This is a genomic window from Tepidanaerobacter sp. EBM-38 (genome assembly GCA_001896545.1).
Taxonomy (GTDB): domain Bacteria; phylum Bacillota; class Thermosediminibacteria; order Thermosediminibacterales; family Tepidanaerobacteraceae; genus Tepidanaerobacter.
Window position 1 is genome coordinate 15,880 of sequence record MPOT01000025.1, and the last position, 19,908, is coordinate 35,787.

Consider the following 19,908-nt stretch of genomic DNA (forward strand, 5'->3'; position numbering starts at 1 on the left):
TTTTATTCACCAAGCCATAAAAAACTGTAAGGGTGCCTAGGAGGCACCCTTACATTACTCCGCTGTCGACAAAAGTTCTGACAAAGACACAATCTCAAACCCCTTTTCCCACAGACCTTCGATAATCTGGGGCAAAGCCTCCAATGTTCCTTGTCGCCCTTCGTGCAGCAGTATAATAGCTCCATTATCCGACTTTTCTATCACGTGTTGGGCTATTTGATTAGGGTCATTTCTTTGCCAATCCCGCGGGTCTACACACCATAAAACTGTGGTTAAATTGTGTTTTTTAGCGGTTTCTATCACTGAGTCATTAAAACTACCGAATGGCGGTCTAAAAAACCTCACATCTGTTTCCTTGGCAATTTCTTCAATAGTATCCAGACTTTTTATAAGGTCAGTTTCAATTGAATCTATGCGCATGTTTGTGAGTTTTTTATGGTTATATGAGTGAATTCCAATTTCGTAGCCGTTGTCAATAATCATTTTTGCATCATCAGGGTATTTTTCGACTTGAACCCCAATTAGGAAGAAAGTAGCTGGAATATCATATGCTTTCAGTATTTCAATATATTTTTCGGTCAATAAATAAGGTCCGTCATCAAAAGTTATTGCAACCTGCTTTACGTCTTCAGAGCCGTGACGAATAAATTTTGATGTAAGCACAGATTTTGAAAGTGAGGGCAAAGCTTTAGGCCCTCGGTCTTGAAGTTGCTGTAACTGTTTAAGCTCCATTTCGTCCAAAAAAGCAGTATTATTTTCATCATTTATGTTTAATTGTTGCGCTGATGTGCTAGCTACAATTTTATCAGCCTGCCCGGTGCTGATTTGACAGGGGAAAGTGCAGAAGGAAAAGAACACTGCAAAGAGAATGCATATGATATATCTTGAATATGAGATTTGAGCTTCTTTTTGATTTTTAAAACCTAACTGCATCTTTTTTAGCCCCCTTTTTTATTACCAAAATATAAATGAAAAAATGCTCTATATCTCTATCATACTGCATTATGGGCTAAAAATCGTTGGTATTTTATTACATTATCATTACAAAATATAAATTTAATTTAATCTATTTCAAAACCAGTGCTAAGTATTGTATAATTTATCCAGAACAAACAACTTTTTATTAGTTAGCATATAAAAACGGGGCAAGAAAAAGTTTCAAAACATGGATGTATTAAGAATGGATAGGTTGCCGGTATTTGTAAAATCAATCGAGGATAACCGGCGAGACCCCATTTCTTATATCGAAACATGTTTAAAAAATAATAAAAATAGAAGGGGATATAATGAAAAAAATTCTTGTTTTAATCTTTGCCTTATTACTGCTTGTACCCGCGTCGGCATTAGCCACAGAAAAAGATGACCTGATTCAGATTAACAAAGATATAACAATAGATTCTAATGAAGTTGTAACTGGCGATATTATTGCCATAATGGGTAATATTAGAGTCGACGGCAAGGTAACCGGGGACGTAGTTGCAATTTTAGGTGATATAAGAGTTAATGGCGAGGTCACAGGTGACGTTACTGCTGTAGGCGGACGAGTGATTAGAGGGGAAACCTCTAAAATCTACGGCAAGACAACCGAAGTGAAGATATCAGGGGTAAAAAATATAGTAAACGATATTACACGGCAAGGTACAAACCGGAGATACATTTGGTTTAAAATTGTGCGATTTCTCGGGCTTTTGGCTGTAGGAATTCTTGTTATAATCCTATTTCCCAATAGCATAAAGATGGCATCCGGTGTTGTTGAAAAAGAAGTGGGCAGAAAGATGCTCATTGGTCTTGCGATTCTCTTACTAACACCCGTTATGTTGCTGCTCTTATTGATTACGTTGATAGGAATTCCTTTGATTCCCATATTGTTGCTACTTCTGTATGCCGCGGGATTTTTCGGGTATTTGTGCATTAGTATCTTTATTGGTAGAAAATTAAATGAGCACTTGAAAATGAAAGCTGAGATTTTGCTTGAATTTGCACTTGGTGCACTGCTTCTTTGGCTGATTAATTTAGTACCTTTCATAGGCGGTTTAACTTCTGCAATAGTTTTGATTACGTCTTTGGGCATTACTGCGGAAACTCGGTTTGGGACAAAAAGGTTAACAGAATAGACAAAAGTAAAAAATAACGGTTATAAAAATATACTAAATCAAGATTAAATGCTATAATATTTATAGTAATAAAAAGGTATGCTGGGGTGGGAAAATGTCATTACAGCTTTTTGAGCTTTTCAAAGGTTTTCGTTTAATGGACTTATTGGATATAGCTATTGTAGCTTTTGTTTCATATAAAGCCATACAATTAATTCAAGGAACCCGAGCTGTACAGCTTTTAAAGGGTTTGGTTGTGCTGGTTGTTTCTACAAAGTTAAGCGAATGGCTGGGGCTTTATACAATAAATTGGATTTTAAGAAATGCGATGACAGTAGGCGTTATAGCGCTTCTTGTTGTTTTCCAACCAGAACTCAGGAGAGCCTTAGAGCAACTGGGGAGAGGAAGGTTTTTCTCAACACCGCTATTAGGATTGGGCGAAGCAGAGATGAACAAGGTTATTGATTATATTGCAAGCGCCGCTGAGGAACTGTCTAAAGAAAAAACCGGAGCACTTATTGTGCTGGAAAAACAAACAGGGCTTAATGAATATATTGAAACCGGTGTTAAAATTGAGGGATGTGTTTCGACGGAACTTCTGATAAATATATTTGTACCGAATACTCCCTTGCATGACGGCGCGGTTGTAATAAGAAATGATAGAATAATGGCGGCAGGATGTTACCTGCCCCTTACCGAAAATCCGAATCTAAGCAAGGAACTGGGTACCAGGCATCGTGCTGCTTTGGGCGTTACTGAAGAATCTGATGCCGTGGCCATTGTTGTTTCAGAAGAAACCGGTGTTATTTCAGTAGCTGAAGATGGTAAACTCAGTCGCTATCTTGATATAAAAACTCTTAAGAATATGTTAAAGGACATATACGAAATAAAAGATAAAAAACCATCCCTATGGTAATGGAGGAAGGATAATGCATAGATTTTTTGCTAACGATACGGCTGTCAAAGTTCTTTCAATTATTGTTGCCATTGTTATGTGGCTGTATGTAATGAATGAACAAAACCCCCAAGTTACCTACATAGTCAGGGATGTACCTGTTAAGCTGTCAAATCTGGACGAAGACAAGTTCGCTTTGAAAGACGAATCATCTCAATTTACGGTAAATGTGAAAGTTAGGGGGCGCCGCAGCTTGGTGACCGATTTAAAGCCAAATGATATCAGTGCTGAAGTAAGCATGCGGGGGCGTATGGAAGGAGATAATTTAATTCGCGTTGATGTGGTTGTACCGCCGAATATAGAGCTTATCGATGTCTTGCCAAGGGAAATTATGGTGACTTTAGAGGCTGTTATTGAAGAGCAAAGACCTGTTACGGTGGAAATAGTTGGAACTCCTGCACAAGGTTTTGCGGCAGGCAAACCGCAAGTCAAGCCTCAGGAAGTTGTCATTAAAGGTCCGCGAAGCATTGTTAATTCAATAAAGAAAATATCAACGACAATCGATATATCGGACAAAGACAGTGCAGTTACCAGCACCCTTCCATTTATGGTTCTTGACGGGCAAGGCAATGAACAAAAAAGAATTACATTCAGACCTGATGTGGTCGAGGTTACGGTGCCTATTGTTCCCGTCAGCAATGTGCAAGTTTTACCGAATATAAGGGGTAATCCCCCCGAAGGCTATATAATCAGAGATGTAAGAATAGACCCACCGTCAATAACGGTGACCGGAAGTGCCGATATATTAAACAATCTTCAATCCATCAGCACCGAACCGATAAATATTCAGGGTGAAGTGTCAACGGTTTCGGTAGATGTAAACTTGCTTTTGCCAAAAGGGATTACAATCTTTGATGAAGAGGTTCAGTCAGCGCGGGTTACCGTTGAGATTGAAAAATTGGCTACTACTACCTTGAATATTAAATCAGATAAAATTGCTGTAGAAGGTGCGAATTCGGGATTAAATGCAGAACTAGAACATGATAGAGATGTCATATTGACAGTGAGTGGTCCCGAGAGTATTATTGATAAAGCAAATGAAAACATGGTGAAGTTAAATGTAGATATTACCGGTCTTACTGAAGGTGAGCATTTTGTAAAGATTCGAGCAGATGTATCAAGACCCTACAGAGTTATTAAAATAGAGCCAAGCGAAATCCACGTTACCATTAGCAATCTTTTGCAGCAAAAAGGAGGAAACTGAATGAAGTCCAGGTTATTTGGAACAGATGGGGTTAGAGGCGTAGCCAACAAAGACCTTTCACCGCTTTTAGCTTTTAAGCTGGGTCGAGCAGGCGCACAAGTTCTATCTAAGCTTCACGAAAAACCCATTATGGTAGTTGGCAAGGATACACGGGTATCGGGAGATATGTTGGAAGCTGCATTGATAGCCGGTATATGTTCACAAGGTGCGGATGTTTTAAAGGTAGGAATCATGCCAACTCCTGCCATTGCCTATCTTACACGCCACTTTAATGCAGATGCCGGTGTAGTTATCTCTGCATCTCATAATCCATATGAATATAATGGGATTAAGTTTTTCGATAAAAATGGTTACAAATTACCTGATGCCATGGAAGATGAAATCGAAGCACTGCTTGAGGATACTAATGGAGATATAAAAAGCCCTATAGGCTCAGGCGTTGGAAAAACGTACACAAAAGATGCGATAAGACCCTACGTGGATTTTATAAAATCGGTGATAGATAAAAAACTTAAATTTAAGGGTTTAAAGGTAGCCCTAGATTGCGCCAATGGAGCATCTTACCAAGTGGCACCCATGATTTTAGAGGAATTAGGCGCAGATGTCCATATAATAAACAATCAACCTGATGGTATTAACATAAATGTTAATTGTGGTTCTACACATCCTGAGAGCCTTTGCAAATATGTTAAAGAAATAAAGGCTGATGTAGGCCTATCCTTCGATGGAGATGCAGACCGACTGATAGCTGTTGATGAAAAAGGTGAAATAATAGATGGAGACCATATAATGGCTATTTGTGGGGTGCACCTGAAAAGTCGTGGACTTTTAAAAAATGAAACCGTAGTTTCTACTGTAATGAGCAATATGGGATTAGAAGCAGCTTTAAAGAATGCAGGTATACAAATGGTGCGGGCGAAAGTAGGCGACCGCTATGTTTTTGAGGAAATGTTAAGCAGTGGTTACAATTTTGGTGGAGAACAGTCAGGTCATATCATTTTTCTGGACCATAATACCACTGGCGATGGAATCCTAACCGGAGTAAAACTTATTGATGTAATGGTGAATGAAAATAAAACTCTTTCAGAGCTAAGGCAGATAATGAAGGTATATCCTCAAGTGCTTATAAATGTAACAGTGGCAGACAAATCTAGCTATGATAGCAATAAACGTATTCAAGAAATCATAGCAGAGAACCAAGAGCTTTTGGGTGAAAAAGGTAGAATCCTAGTTCGCCCGTCAGGCACTGAACCGCTGATTCGTGTAATGGTAGAAGGTGAACAGCAAGATTTAATTGAAAAAGTTGCAAAATCTGTTGCCCAAGTGATAGAACAAGAACTGAGATAAATAAAAAAGAAGCGGGTGAATAATTGGGGACAGTCCCCGATTATTCACAATTTTATATAGGTGGTGTCAAGAGTGAAGGTAATAATCGCCGGAGCCGGCGATATAGGAACTGAGCTTGCAAAACGGTTAATTGCGGATAATCATGATGTGGTAGTTTTGGAAAAAGACAGTGAAAAGATTTCAAGCCTTTCAAATAGATTGGATGCTATGTTAGTACAGGAAACCGGCGAACGTATCTCTGCTTTAGTTGATGCCGGCATTGAAGAAGCCGATGTGTTTATTGCTGTTACTGATAGTGATGAATTAAATATTATGTTTTGCATGATTGCAAAAAAACTAGCTAATATCAAAACCGTAGCACGAGTTAGAAATCCGGAATATACCAGCCATAAAATGTTGCTTACGGGTGAGCAGCTTGGCATAGATATCATGATTGATCCGGAAGGATTGACGGCTCTGGAGATAGCCAAACTCATAAAAAATCCCGATGTCAATGAAATCGAATACTTTGCTGGAGGAAAAATAGAACTCATAGCTCTTCGGGTCGACAAAGAATCCGAGCTGATAAATCAGCCATTGACGATTTTACCGGTATCTCCGGATTACTTTGTTGTTGGAATTTTCCGCGAAAATGGCCAAATTGTCATTCCAAAGGGCGAGGATAAGTTTTTGCCCAATGACATGGTATATGTCATAAAAAAGACCGGCACGCTTACTGAATTTAGCAGTATGGTCAGAAGTGAAAAAAAGCGGGTTAAAAATGTGATGATTCTGGGCGGAGGGAAAATTGGGTTTAAGTTGGCTAAGATTTTGGAAGGTTACAAGAAAAATTCAATGACTATAAAACTGGTAGAAAAATCTGCCCAAAAGTGTCACATTCTAAGCGACCATCTTAATAAGACTCTGGTTTTAAACGCAGATGTAGCGGATATAAATTTTTTAAAAGATGAAAATATAGAGAGTGTCGATGTATTAGTATCTGTAACAGGGTCGGATGAATTAAATATTCTTACATCTATTTTAGGTAAAAAACTAGGCACATCTAAAACAATTGTCGAGATTAACAAACCGGACTATGAAATACTGATGCAGACACTGGGCATAGATTCCTATATAAGTCCGCGGCTATTAGTAGCCGGAAGGCTTTCTCAACTTTTTAGAAAGTCAAGTATCATATCAGAGACATTTTTGAAGGATGGGAGAGCTGAAATAATTGAACTTGCCGCTGCTGATGATTCTCCTTTAATCAATCAGCAGTTAAAAGCGCTGCGCCTATCAGCACAAGGCATTATTATCGGTGCAATACTAAGAAACGGCAAAGCGGTCATCCCTAGAGGAAACGATGTTATTTTACCTAAAGACCGATTAATAATTTTCACCCAGTCTGAAAATGTCAAGCAGGTGGAACGACTTTTCTGCTCCTCTGAAACAGCCAGGAAGCATCAAGGAATGCATGAAGGGATGATAGCTAATTGAACTTAAATACTGTACGCTATATTCTTGGCACTTTACTGATTGTTTTAGGAATTTCCATGGTTCCATCTCTGGGATGGTCGATTTATTATGGTGACAGCGATATCAATGCTTTTTTATTTTCAATCGTTGCCGCAATAATAGTTGGAGTGCTGCTGCGAGTGAAAACTTACTTGAGAAAAGATTTAGGCCTTAGAGAAGGCTTTCTCGTTGTCACATTAGGTTGGATATTGGCCGGTATTTTTGGAGCATTGCCATTTGTGTTTTATGGCGCGGTGGATACTTTTATCGATGGATTTTTCGAAGCGATATCAGGTTTTACGACTACCGGAGCCACGGTAATAAACAATGTGGAAGCACTTCCTCACGGAATACTCTTTTGGAGAAGTTTTACTCACTGGCTGGGAGGCATGGGAATTATAGTGCTTTTCCTGGCTATCCTTCCGGGAGTAGGTGCCGGAGGATTTCATATGTTTCGTGCGGAGGTTCCCGGGCCTTCAGTTTCGAAACTATCTTCCAAGATAGCAAATACGGCAAAAATATTATGGCGCATATACATGGGGTTGACGATACTTCAAACCATATTATTGATGGTAGCCGGCCTTGATTTATTCGATTCACTGACACATACATTCGGCACAGTTGCAACCGGAGGTTTTTCCACGCGAGCTCTGAGCGTAGGTGCCTTTAAAAATCCTGCAGCAGAAATTATAATATTAATATTTATGGCAATGTCCGGGGTAAATTTCAGCCTTTATTATTATCTGCTTAGGCGCCAGTGGAATCGAGTATTTGGAGATGAGGAGCTAAAATTTTACTTAGGAGTAATCATCGTTACAACTCTCTTAATTGCATGGAATATCAGGGGATTAATTCCATTAAAGACCGACCTTTTTAGGACAAGTGCGTTTCAAGTGGTTTCAATAATGACCACTACCGGATATGCCACTGCTAATTTTGACCTTTGGCCGGCATTTTCGAAAATGTTACTGTTACTGCTTATGTTTTTTGGAGGATGTGCCGGTTCTACCGGCGGTGCTATAAAACAAATCAGGATGCTGATTTTATTCAAATATTGTAGGCGAGAGTTAACTCATACACTTCACCCTAAAGCTGTAGTCCCGGTAAAAATAGGAGGCAAACCTATCCCCGATGATGTCCTGAGAAATATTTTGGCATTTAGTTTTATATATATAGCCTTATTTGTGCTAGGCTCGTTATTCATTGCGATGCTGGGCGAGGATATGATAACATCGGTTTCATCTGTAGCAGCTACACTGGGCAACATAGGTCCGGGGCTTGGCAGTGTGGGTCCCGAATCTACTTTTAGCGAAATCCCCCAAATTGGAAAACTTGTCCTCAGCTTTCTTATGTTAATGGGAAGGCTTGAGATATTTACAGTGATGCTGTGCTTTACTCCAAGTTTTTGGCAGGGAGTTACAATCTTTGGTAAGCCCCAAGACTATTCACTGCGGAAAGACCACTCGATTTAAAATTGAATATTTTGGGTCTGTGTTAAAATGAAAACAACTTGACATCCCAAACGCAGTGAAGGCTCTTTGTAAGGATTAAATAAGATTCTTCGCTGCGCTTAGAATGACAGCAGTATATAGCAAAATGACAGACCTGTGAATAGTAACGACGTTATCATAGAATGAATAAATATAATTTTTTTGGTGTTGACAAGAAAGCAAGCAAATGTTAAAATTTTATCAAATGGTCATGAAGGCCATAAAGTGTTATACAGATGTAAAAATATAAGGCTTGCAAAAACTACCATAAATTATATTATTTAAAAGCTATTACAAAAATCTTATAAATACTTTGGATAAAACCATGAAGGTTAAGCTGTATGAAACGGCTTTGTTCATGGTTTTTATTTTTCCCTAAATAATAAATCAGATTGGAGTGTTTGAACTTGAGAAATGATAATCTATACCAGATAGCGCTTGCTGGTGTGTTTACTGCATTTGGGATTGTGCTACCGATGATGTTTCACGTGCTAGGGCTTGGTTCAACCTTTTTGCCAATGCACATACCGGTTTTACTTTCGGGATTTTTCTTGGATGCGCCTGTTGCGGGAGCGGTAGGAGCGTTGACTCCAATTTTAAGTTCTGTTTTTACCGGCATGCCTCCGGCTTTTCCGGTAATGCCCTATATGGTTTTTGAACTTGCAGCATATGGTTATATGACAAGTTTTATGTATAGAAAACTGCGTCAGAATGTTTATGTATCCTTAGTCGGCAGTATGGTTCTCGGACGCATTGTATCAGGCATTGCCGTATGGGTGCTTACAGCCTTTTTCGGCGCCAAATTTCCCACGCCCGTAGCTTTTATTGCTGCAAGTATTACAAATGGCTTGCCCGGAATAGCAATTCAACTGATATTTATTCCGGCAGTAGTTTTGCTGCTTAAAAAATATCAAATGAGGGCAACCGGGAGGGATACCCTTGAACCATAAGGACTTCTTTAATGAAGTGGCGGATAAATGGGACGAAATGTGCCATCATGATGAAGCAAAACTTAGATATATAACTAAGATGGCAGGAATATCACAGGGAGATTGCGTTTTGGATGTTGGCACAGGAACCGGCGTGATGATCCCATATATATATGAAATGATAGGCGATGAGGGAGAAATTATAGCCATCGACCTTGCAGAAAAGATGCTTGAAGTTGCAAGACAAAAATATCCTTTTAACAATGTTCGTTTTGTTCTGGGAGATATTTATGATGCAGCTCTCCCCAAAACCCATTTTGACGTTATAATGTGCTACTCGGTTTTTCCTCACTTTCAAGACAAACCGACAGTGATATCTCATATGGCAGGCCTTCTAAAGTCCGGCGGCAGGCTTGTAATAGCTCACTCTCAGAGCAGGAGAGCTATAAACGAGCTTCACGCAGAAAGTTCTGATGCGGTAAATAGCGATGACCTTCCTGAAGCAGATGTTATAAAAGGATTTATGAAAGAGACAGGGCTTAAACCTGTATTTGCCGAAGATAATGATGAGATGTTTATAGTTATCGGTAAAAAATAAATAATTAAGTCGCAAAGACTGTAATAATGAAACTGTAATGAGCAGTCTTGAGATTGGTGAGCTGTGCTCATATCGATATCATTTATACCAAATCATTTAAGGAGAGATTTTTTATGGATGAACAGCTTTGGCAAAAATGTGTAGAATTTCACGGCCACGAATGTCCGGGCCTTGCTATCGGATTTAAGGCATGTGAGGCGGCAAGGAAAAAACTTGGTATTAGTTTTTCTAAAGATGAAGAAATAGTTTGTGTGACAGAAAATGATGCGTGCGGAGTTGATGCAGTTCAGGTTATTACAGGATGTACATTAGGCAAAGGGAATCTAATATACCGCGGTACCGGCAAACAGGCATTTACCTTCTTTCGCCGGGATACAGGGCAAAAATTGCGTATCATATTAAAACCCAGGGATGATAATGATAAACTGTCAAAGGATGAGCGTAAGAAAGTTATCATGGAAAGCCCTGTTGAAGAACTATTTGAATTTAAGAATCCCAGTTTTGATTTGCCAAAGAAGGCTCGCATATTTAATACAATAAAATGTGTAAAATGCGGTGAAGGAGCTCCGGAACACAAAATACGCATAACGGATAATAAGCCTGTGTGCCTAGATTGTTTTGAGGATTATTCGAGAGGTTGGTAAGCCTTGAAAGTGGATTTAGATAACCTTGATGAAAAAACAAAACATTTGAGCAGGAGATTTAATATGAAAAAATCAAAAATAAGTAAACTGTTTGCTGCATGCGTGCTTACGATTGTAATTTTTGGCATGGCCGGCTGCGGCACAAAAACCACAGAAAAAAGTTTAGGCGGCACCGGCGAACAAAGTGCGCCATTGGTAATATGTCTGGAAGGCGGGGATTGGGGGTTTCCTTCTCCATTTGCTCACTATTCTCGGGGACCGGGTGCATCAAAAATGCGTCTTATCTATGACAGCCTTCTGGAGAAAGGAGAAGAAGGTCTTATTCCATGGCTGGCAAGGGAATGGACTATATCCCCGGACGGTAGGGAGTATACCTTTGTTTTAAACTCTAAAGTCAAATGGCATGATGGGAAGATGCTTACCGTCCAAGATGTAAAGTTTTCTTTCGAGTATTTTATGAAACATCCTCCGGTTTCCGATAGTTTGTTTATTGACGGAAAACCATTTATTGAAAAAATAGAGGTTATTGATGAAAGCCAAGTAAAAATAGTGGTAAAAGAGCCTAACGCTACAGTATTGGATAGATTGGGGATTGTCAGGATAATTCCGGAGCACATCTGGAAGGACATAGATGACCCCAAAAAAGTAATGGATTTGGATAAATTAGTAGGATGCGGCCCGTACATACTTACGGATTATAGTCAGGAGCAGGGCAAGTATCGATTCCAAGCATTTAAAGATTACTGGGGACGGAAGCCTCGGGTAGATGTAATTGAATTTATCCCGGTAAGCGATCCGGTGCTGGCTTTCGAAAACGGAGAAATAGATCTTTTGGATGTTCCGCCGGATATAATTGATCGGTATGAAAACAATAAAGAATTTAAAATCCTTAAAAGTCCGGCCTTCTGGGGTTATAAACTTTTGTTTAATATGGAGAAAAAACCGGAATTGGCGGATATAAACGTAAGAAAAGCTATTGCCCATGCCGTAGATGTTGATGAACTTATCGAAAAAGTAGCACGAGGTGCGGCGGTTTCGGCAAGCTCCGGATATTTGCCAATTGATCACATATGGTATAATCCCGATGTTACGCGATATGATTTTGATATAGAAAAAGCTAAGGAACTTTTAAACAATAAATTATTAAACCTAGTACTACTAATATCGGACAGTCAACAAGAAGCCAGGATTGCAGAACTTCTTAAAATCAACTTCGCAAAAGCCGGAATCAATATTGATGTTCGCGCAGTGGACATGAAGACCCGTGACAACTGTGTTAAAAACTGTGATTATGAACTTGCCATAATTGGACATGGTGGCTGGGGACGCGATGCCGATTGCCTCAGGGAAGCTTATGCGGCAACTGTAGCTCGTGATGCCGGTCCCGCATCCAATGTAATTTGCGGTTACAGCAATCCTAAGATAAGCCAACTTTGCAAAAAGCAGCTTATAGAACTGGATGAACAAAAAAGAAAATCTATGATAATGGAGCTTCAAAAACTTATATCAGATGAGATACCAATGCTGCCCCTTTACAATACAATTGATTATACGGTCTTTAAACCGGAAAAGTACGACGGATGGGTTCATGTTTTTGACCATCATGCGGTAACTCACAACAAATTATCATATTTGGAACAAGATAAAAAATGAGATATCAAAAAGCCCTGAAATATCTTGTAACATTTTTCTGTATAATCACATTGAACTTCTTCTTGCCCCGAATTATGCCGGGGGACCCCTTCTATTTTTTATCAAGCGAACAGGGAGAAGTAACTGTGACTTATTCTCAAGAAGAAATTGATCGATTTAAAGCATATTACGGTCTGGATAAGCCTGTGCTTGCCCAATACGGTAGCTATCTGAAGGGTATTATCAAAGGGGATTTGGGATATAGCATATATTTTGGCAGTGATGTAAGGACAATTATTAAAAACCGAATCCCTTGGTCTGTTTCCCTGGTATTGCTGTCAGTAATAATAGGAGGCGGTGCCGGCACGCTGTTGGGCTGTTTGTCGGCATGGCAAAGGGGGAAAGGCTCAGATAAGGTCCTCTACGGTATAATGGTCGTAATTTCTGAAATCCCCGCATTTTTAATAGGCATATTTTTCCTGTTTTATTTGGCGGCTCGGCAGGGAATTTTTCCTCTTTCAGGTGGCGCAAAACCCTTTGCAGACTATGCCTCTTGGGCTGATGCGGTTTTAGACATAGTGTATCACGGTTTTTTACCTACTCTGACACTCTCTGCGGTTCAGATGGGCGGATTTTATCTTATAGCCAGAAACAGTATGATTACGGTAATGTCCAAAGATTATATAATCACAGCTAAAGCTAAGGGACTTAGCACAGGGCGCATACTCTTTCGCCACGCCTTATCCAATGCTGCCTTGCCTATTGTAACTCAAGCTTTTTACAGTTTGGGGCAAGCAGTGGGAGGGACTCTATTGGTAGAAAATGTATTTAAGTATCCGGGCCTCGGTTCATTAATGCGACAAGCCGTAATGGTAAGGGATTACCCTTTGATTCAGGGGATTTTTTTGACCGTAACGTTTTTTGTAGTTATCATGAATGCTGTAGTTGATATTTTATATAAAAAGCTTGACCCGAGAATAACTTGATGGTGATAAAAAATGCCTAAAATTGTGAAACAATTTTCCATAGCAGGTAAATTTTCCTTGTCTTTCATAGTCTTAGTATGTTTTATCGCCATATTTGCCCCGATGCTTACGAAACACCCGTGGAATCAGCCAACGGGTGCCTCTTTAGAACCTCCGAACAAAGCCCATATATTAGGCACTGATGATTTGGGTATAGATTTGTGGGCTCAAATATGCTACGGAACGCGAAACAGCATTGTAGTGGGGATTGGCACAGCAATAATTACATGTTTTCTGGGTATAGTACTAGGCGTTGTATCCGGGTACTATGGAGGTATAATTGACCTTGTAATCACAGCCTTAATAGATATGCTTACATCAATACCCAGTTTGCCTATAATGATTGTGACAGGGGCTTTTTTCGGACCAAGCATAAAAAACATTATATTAATATTATCTATTTTATCTTGGGCTATGCCCGCACGGATTATACGCTCAAAGATTATTTCAGTAAAACAGGAAACTTACATAAAAGTAGCCGAGGGGTATGGAGCAGGATTTTTATACATAACTTACAAACATTTTCTGCCACAGATTTTTCCAATTTCACTTGCAAGTTTTATTAAACTTATAAGCAAGGCCATAGTATCCGAGGCAAGTCTTTCATTTTTAGGCCTAGGGGACCCTACAAGCAAAAGCTGGGGGCTTATATTAAATTATGCATTGAATTTTCCCGGCATATACTTTACTGATTACTGGAAATGGTGGGTTGTATATCCACTGTGTTGTATCATATTGCTTGTGCTGGCTACGGCCATTATAGGCAGGGAGTTTGAAAAAATATTAGATGCTAAAATTGATTAGATTTTAGAAACCAAAACCGGATTTTTTTAAATAGGGGTATTGCCATGTTAAAAGTTGAAAATCTATCAGTAACCTATAGCGGGGACGGTCAAAAAACCCATGCTGTAAGGGAAGTATCTTTTTCACTAGAGCAGGGGCAATCCATGGGAATCATCGGAGAATCAGGAAGCGGTAAAACCACACTGGGCTTAGCTATAATGGGTATACTCAGCTCGACCGCAAAGGTTACAGGGACAATAGAATATAATAAAATCAATCTAAGAGAGCTTTCCGCAAGGCAGCTGGATATGTACCGATGGAAACATATTGCCATGGTATTTCAAAACGGTCTTGACATATTAAACCCACTTATGACCGTAAATGAGCAGATAAAAGAGTGTATTATCCGTCATCTGAAAATAAAAAATCATGACGCGGATTCTCGAGTAAAAGAACTTCTTGAACAAGTAGGGTTGGACGCCTCGGTTGCAGATAACTTACCTCATCAGCTGTCGGGAGGTATGCGGCAGAGGGTGCTTATTGCCATGGCCTTGGCATGTGATCCTAAAGTGCTTATAGTTGATGAGCCGACCTCTTCTTTGGATGCCATATCTAAAGCCGAAATCATTGAGCTCTTATCTCGCCTCCAACACCAAAAGCGGTTTGCTATGATTGTAATATCCCATGATTTTTCCGTAATTACGCGACTTGCCAGTAAGATGTGTGTGATGTACCGGGGCTGTATCCTTGAAGAAGGATTGACAAGAGATATACTTGAAAACCCATTGCATCCCTATACCCGGGGGCTTATAAATTCATCGCCTTCTTTAAATCCATATCAGGATTTATGGGGAATTCCCCGGGCAGGTGAGGCGACAACCGATGAGGGCTGCTCTTTCTTTCCTCGGTGCAGTCAAAGGTCACAGATATGCAAAAATCAAAAACCCAAACTGAAATATGCATCACTTGAGCGTAAAGTTGCCTGTAATCAAGGTGGAATTATAACACTTTTAGAAGCCTGGGGAATAAATAAAACCTACTCTTTTAAAGGTAATAAGATTTGTGCATGTAAAGACTGTCATATGAGTATTCGTGCAGGCGAGATTATAGCATTGATAGGGCAATCCGGATCAGGTAAAACTACCCTGGCAAGTATTCTCTCGGGTTATTTGGAACCTGAAAGCGGGAATATTGAATTCTTGGGTCAAACAATAAAACAGCATGAATTTACCAGCAAGCCAAAAGGCATCCAAATGGTGTTTCAAGACCCATTTTCATCAATAAACGACCAATTTACAGTAATGCAAGCTGTAAAAGAGCCTCTGGACATATTAAAACTCTATAATACAGACGAACGAATAGCTAGAGTAAAGCAAGCTCTTATCGATGTAGAGCTGGCCAGTGATGATACTTTTTTAAACAGGCGATGTTTTACATTAAGCGGTGGGCAACGGCAGCGGGTTGCTATCGCCCGTAGCCTTGTCCTTGAACCAAGACTCCTCATTGCCGATGAAATTAGCTCTATGCTGGATCCCTCCACACAAGCCAATATTTTACGGCTTTTAAAGGGCCTTCAAAACACATTAGGATTTGCTATGATTTATATTACCCATGATCTAGATATTGCAAGAAAAATTGCCGACAAACTGTACATAATGCATAAGGGTGAAATAGTGGAAACAGGTCCGGCATGGAAAGTATTTGATAATCCTGAAAGTGAGTATACCAGGAAGTTAATGAGCAAAGCGGGATTGGCATAGGCGCATGGTTTTTCATGGAGGGGAAAAGTTTACATTACAAATACAATTTAAGCAGGAAAAATAAATATTTTGTTGAACATTATACTTTAAGTAATAAATAAAATATTATCTTGATATGGAGCATTTGCATATGGAGCATTTGCTAGTCAGAGCCTTACGTACAGAGACCTCCTCAGCTCATATATGAAAGAGGTTGAAATCATGGGGGAATTTGCGGCGGTAATCACTGCCTTTCTTATTATTCCAATACTGAGCAAGAAAAGAGTGCCTATCGGTATTGCCATCTGCATATCTGCTGTGCTTATGGCTCTTTTGGGTGGCTTGGGAATATCGGGATTATTCACTGTTATCATCAGCACTTTTGCAAACTTTAACAAACTACAACAATTTATTGTCATTATAGAGATAAGTGTCCTGGGAGCTCTGCTCAGACAGTATAACATAATTGATAAGGTTATTGAGTATTTAACAAAACTTGTGCGGAGCAATCGTGTGACACTTATGTTTATTCCTGCACTGGTGGGATTTTTATCGGTGCCGGGAGGCGCCATTATTTCAGCACCTTTTATAGATCAGCTGGGGGAAGAATCCGGTTTATCAAAAACCTACCGAGCAATCATAAATCTAATTTTCCGCCATATTGCCATGCATATCATGCCGTATACCACAGGCTTTCTACTGGTAGCTTCCCTTGCTCCCCGAATTTCTGTTTATAAACTAATAGGATTAAATTCTATATTTATTGTTTTCTATGTTTTATCCGGATACTTTTTGTATGTGCGTCAAGTAAAAACCGAAACAGGGTCTGCCATGATCGATGTATTGTCAAATCTTTTAAACCTACTAAAATACACTGCACCGGTGTATACCAGTGTTCTGTTAAATCTCATATTCGGCATACCATTTTACATCGGAATGCTTGCAAATCTTGTTATTGTATATTGGATTAATCCGGAAAAAAGTTTTCTTTCCGATGCGGTCCGGGCTGTTAATATTAATGTAATATATTCGCTTATGGGCGTATATCTTATTCAGGGAATTATTGGCCAAATGGAGTCGCTAATGTCCTTTTTTACTTCTATTTTCAATAACCCTAAGACGATTTTGCCGGGGATTATTGGAACTGCATTTTTTCTAGGCCTTACAACTGGTTTTCAAGCCACATCCTTGGGGGTTGTGCTTCCTATTCTGATGAGTTTGCCTATATCGGAAAACCGCCTTCTGCTATACTGCCATATGACCTTTGCTTGGGGTTTTGTAGGTTATTTCTTCTCGCCACTACACCTTTGTCAACTTTTTACCTGCGAGTATATGAAGGTATCAATACAAGATTTATACAAGGATTATTATAAATTTTTTCTGTGCCTTACCGCTACTTTGATAGCAAGTTATTTCATATTGGGAATGTGGCTGAAATAACTACAGACAAATATAAATCACATATAAATCACATAAGGTAATAATATGTAACAAGAACAGGCAGAAAACTAAATGCGACAGAGTGTTGCCTTAGCTGTCGCACTTAGTTTCTCATCTTTTTATCCATTCTTCATATCTTTCAAAAGGTTCATCGAAGATAACATGACCTGCTAAAGTCTGTTCCTTATTACCTTCTACCAGAAACTGAACTTTTTTTATTCCGGGAAGTTCTGTAAGGGAATTTACTATAGGAATTATAGTCATCATTTCACCTGTAGAACCACCAATGTGCTTTTCAATAAGCTCTTTGGAGAAATTCACATAGGCGATTTCATCCTTTACTTGTACCGATAAAAGCTTGGCTTCTTTTGGTATAGCCGGTGATGCCAACCCGGGCGTTTCAGGTCCCCGCATCAGTTCCTTTATCACAATTACTTCAAGAGGTTCACTTTTAACGACTTCTCTTTGTTCGGGTACTACATACATACCCTGCTCATCCGGGAAGTAGAGAGTAATGGTTTCCTTTTTATTACTGATATCCTGGTTGATTTGCTTAATATCGTAGCTTTCTAAAGGTCCGTAAGGATTGCCACTAGGTGCGGTAAATTCTTTACCATCTATTAATATATGAGCTTTTTCTATGCCTTCAAGGTCGGTAACTGTGTTTACCACAGAAATTACAGCCAAACTTTCTGCCATCATTCCTGGAAAATTTGCGAAGTCTTTAGATAAATTTACTGTCGCAATCTTATCCTTGACTTCTACATTTAAAAGCTTTGTCCCTTCCGGTATTGTTGATTTTAAACCTTTGGTTTGAGGTCCTTTTAACAACTCTTCCAATGCCAACCTTGGTATTGATTGACCTTGAGCAGCTTTGATTTTTCTTGTTTCAGTTAGGATTTGACTATTATCTTCATTCGTATAATACAAGGTGATTGCCAATGTCTTATTGTTGATTGAGCAGGCGGAAACTGATACTAAAAGACTTAGAACGACAAATGCTATTAGAATTTTTTTCATTTATTTTGCCACCTCTAATCCTTTTTATTGGATATATATCTAATATTATTATATCAAATAATATCAGATAAGGAAAACATAACTTGATATAAAGCATAAACGGCATTGATTGACAAGTGTCATAAAAAATTGTTAAATATAAGTAAATGCATATAAAACAATTATTTGTGCCGTAATGGCATGCCATGCGGCGGAATGGAGGGTAAAATGGGTTTTAAAATTAATAGCAATGTAACCTGGGTAGGCAAGATAGATTGGGAACTTAGGACCTTTCATGGTGAGGATTTGTCAACACACCGCGGTTCAAGCTATAACTCTTACCTTGTTCAAGATGAAAAGGTAGCACTTATCGATACGGTTTGGGAGCCTTTTGCCGATGAGTTTATAAATAACCTGAAAAAAGAGATTGATTTAAGCAAAATAGACTATATTATCGCAAATCACGGAGAAATCGATCACAGTGGTGCATTGCCGGCTCTTATGAAGGAAATTCCTGATACGCCGATATATTGTACTCAAAACGGAATTAAATCATTAAAAGGCCAGTACCATCAAGATTGGAATTTTGTGCCTGTAAGAACCGGAGATAAGTTGAATCTCGGCAAAAAAGAAATAATTTTTATAGAAGCTCCGATGCTTCACTGGCCAGACACTATGTTCTCATATCTTACTGGGGACAATATCCTGTTTAGCAATGATGCTTTTGGTCAGCACTATGCGTCAGAGCGCATGTATAATGACCTTGTAAACCAGGCTGAACTGTATCAAGAAGCCATTAAATACTATGCAAATATATTGGCACCATTTAGTAAACTGGTGGGCAAAAAAATAAACGAGGTTTTGAGCCTGAATCTGCCAATTGATATAATATGTCCAAGTCATGGCGTTATTTGGCGAGAAGACCCGATACAAATTGTTGAAAAATATCAAGAATGGGCTGATGACTATCAAGAAAATCAAATAACGATTATATACGATACTATGTGGAACGGCACTAGAAGAATGGCCGAAGCCATAGCTTGCGGAATAAAAGAAGTTAATGAAGATATCACGATAAAGTTATTTAACAGTGCTCGTTCGGATACGAATGATATTATTACTGAAGCTTTTAAATCTAAAGCCATCCTGGTAGGTTCTCCAACTGTAAATCGTGTCGTACTTCATTCGATAGCAGGTTTGCTGGGGGCACTGCGAGGGCTTGGCTTTAAAAATAAAAAGGCAGCAGCCTTTGGAACCTACGGTTGGAGTGGCGAATCGGTCAAAATAATTACAGAAGAACTTGAAAAGGCTGGTTTTGAAATAATCGATCAAGGCATTAAAACACTTTGGAATCCTGATGAAGACAGTAAACAAAAATGTGAAGAATTTGGGAAACGGATTGGCGAAATACTAAAGGCCTGAACGACTGAACTATATGAGACGGTAATTAATTAAAAACCGTCTCATATTTTTTTAATGATTTTTAAAAAAACATATTGTTTTTTCGCAGTCTACATGATAAAATAATGATACAGG

General features: G+C 39.1%; 17 protein-coding genes. 15 read left to right on the forward strand and 2 right to left on the reverse strand.

Annotated elements, in window-relative coordinates:
* Window positions 1-54 precede the first annotated feature (54 nt).
* A complete protein-coding gene (locus BUC45_RS01945) occupies window positions 55-933 on the reverse strand; it encodes a polysaccharide deacetylase family protein (protein WP_273701836.1) in 879 nt (292 codons plus the stop codon).
* Window positions 934-1,286: 353 nt separating this feature from the next.
* Between BUC45_RS01945 and BUC45_RS01950 the strand changes: the two genes are divergently transcribed.
* The 14 genes from BUC45_RS01950 to BUC45_RS02015 all read left to right on the forward strand — a co-directional run bounded on the left by BUC45_RS01950 (window position 1,287) and on the right by BUC45_RS02015 (window position 17,373).
* Window positions 1,287-2,114, forward strand: coding sequence for a polymer-forming cytoskeletal protein (locus BUC45_RS01950; protein WP_296969937.1), 828 nt, complete (start codon window positions 1,287-1,289; stop codon window positions 2,112-2,114).
* A gap of 94 nt (window positions 2,115-2,208) precedes the next feature.
* On the forward strand, window positions 2,209-3,009 hold the full coding sequence (gene cdaA / locus BUC45_RS01955) for a diadenylate cyclase CdaA (RefSeq protein ID WP_366749514.1): 801 nt from the start codon (window positions 2,209-2,211) through the stop codon (window positions 3,007-3,009).
* A 13-nt stretch (window positions 3,010-3,022) separates the two neighbouring features.
* Window positions 3,023-4,252, forward strand: coding sequence for a CdaR family protein (locus BUC45_RS01960; RefSeq protein ID WP_276791534.1), 1,230 nt, complete (start codon window positions 3,023-3,025; stop codon window positions 4,250-4,252).
* A complete protein-coding gene (gene glmM / locus BUC45_RS01965; RefSeq protein WP_276791536.1) occupies window positions 4,253-5,599 on the forward strand; it encodes a phosphoglucosamine mutase in 1,347 nt (448 codons plus the stop codon).
* A 72-nt stretch (window positions 5,600-5,671) separates the two neighbouring features.
* A complete protein-coding gene (trkA, locus tag BUC45_RS01970; protein ID WP_296969941.1) occupies window positions 5,672-7,075 on the forward strand; it encodes a Trk system potassium transporter TrkA in 1,404 nt (467 codons plus the stop codon).
* Window positions 7,072-8,565, forward strand: coding sequence for a TrkH family potassium uptake protein (locus BUC45_RS01975; protein ID WP_296969943.1), 1,494 nt, complete (start codon window positions 7,072-7,074; stop codon window positions 8,563-8,565). The genes trkA and BUC45_RS01975 overlap by 4 nt, the downstream gene beginning before the upstream one ends.
* A gap of 425 nt (window positions 8,566-8,990) precedes the next feature.
* Window positions 8,991-9,533, forward strand: coding sequence for an ECF transporter S component (locus BUC45_RS01980; protein ID WP_296969945.1), 543 nt, complete (start codon window positions 8,991-8,993; stop codon window positions 9,531-9,533).
* Complete coding sequence (locus BUC45_RS01985; RefSeq protein WP_296969947.1) at window positions 9,523-10,110, forward strand: class I SAM-dependent methyltransferase; 588 nt, start codon at window positions 9,523-9,525, stop codon at window positions 10,108-10,110. The genes BUC45_RS01980 and BUC45_RS01985 overlap by 11 nt, the downstream gene beginning before the upstream one ends.
* A gap of 113 nt (window positions 10,111-10,223) precedes the next feature.
* Window positions 10,224-10,754 (forward strand): FmdE family protein, encoded by a 531-nt coding sequence (locus BUC45_RS01990; protein WP_013777456.1) that lies wholly within the window; start codon window positions 10,224-10,226, stop codon window positions 10,752-10,754.
* 63 nt (window positions 10,755-10,817) lie between these two features.
* Window positions 10,818-12,407: an ABC transporter substrate-binding protein gene (locus tag BUC45_RS01995; RefSeq protein ID WP_296969948.1), complete on the forward strand. Its 1,590-nt coding sequence runs from the start codon at window positions 10,818-10,820 to the stop codon at window positions 12,405-12,407.
* On the forward strand, window positions 12,404-13,372 hold the full coding sequence (locus BUC45_RS02000; protein ID WP_013777458.1) for an ABC transporter permease: 969 nt from the start codon (window positions 12,404-12,406) through the stop codon (window positions 13,370-13,372). Before BUC45_RS01995 ends, BUC45_RS02000 begins: the two co-directional genes overlap by 4 nt.
* Window positions 13,373-13,384: 12 nt before the next feature.
* Window positions 13,385-14,215, forward strand: a complete 831-nt coding sequence (locus tag BUC45_RS02005; protein ID WP_296969950.1) for an ABC transporter permease — start codon at window positions 13,385-13,387, stop codon at window positions 14,213-14,215.
* Between the two features lie 44 nt (window positions 14,216-14,259).
* On the forward strand, window positions 14,260-15,954 hold the full coding sequence (locus BUC45_RS02010; RefSeq protein ID WP_296969952.1) for an ABC transporter ATP-binding protein: 1,695 nt from the start codon (window positions 14,260-14,262) through the stop codon (window positions 15,952-15,954).
* Window positions 15,955-16,137: 183 nt separating this feature from the next.
* Window positions 16,138-17,373 carry a DUF401 family protein gene (locus BUC45_RS02015; RefSeq protein ID WP_296969954.1) on the forward strand — a complete coding sequence of 412 codons (1,236 nt, stop codon included), beginning with the start codon at window positions 16,138-16,140 and terminating at the stop codon, window positions 17,371-17,373.
* Window positions 17,374-17,484: 111 nt separating this feature from the next.
* On the opposite strand, the gene BUC45_RS02020 is transcribed toward BUC45_RS02015, so the two are convergent.
* Window positions 17,485-18,393 (reverse strand): GerMN domain-containing protein, encoded by a 909-nt coding sequence (locus BUC45_RS02020; protein WP_296969956.1) that lies wholly within the window; start codon window positions 18,391-18,393, stop codon window positions 17,485-17,487.
* Between the two features lie 207 nt (window positions 18,394-18,600).
* On the opposite strand from BUC45_RS02020, the gene BUC45_RS02025 reads away from it, so the two are divergent.
* Complete coding sequence (locus tag BUC45_RS02025; protein ID WP_296969957.1) at window positions 18,601-19,794, forward strand: anaerobic nitric oxide reductase flavorubredoxin; 1,194 nt, start codon at window positions 18,601-18,603, stop codon at window positions 19,792-19,794.
* The last annotated feature ends 114 nt before the right edge of the window (window positions 19,795-19,908 follow it).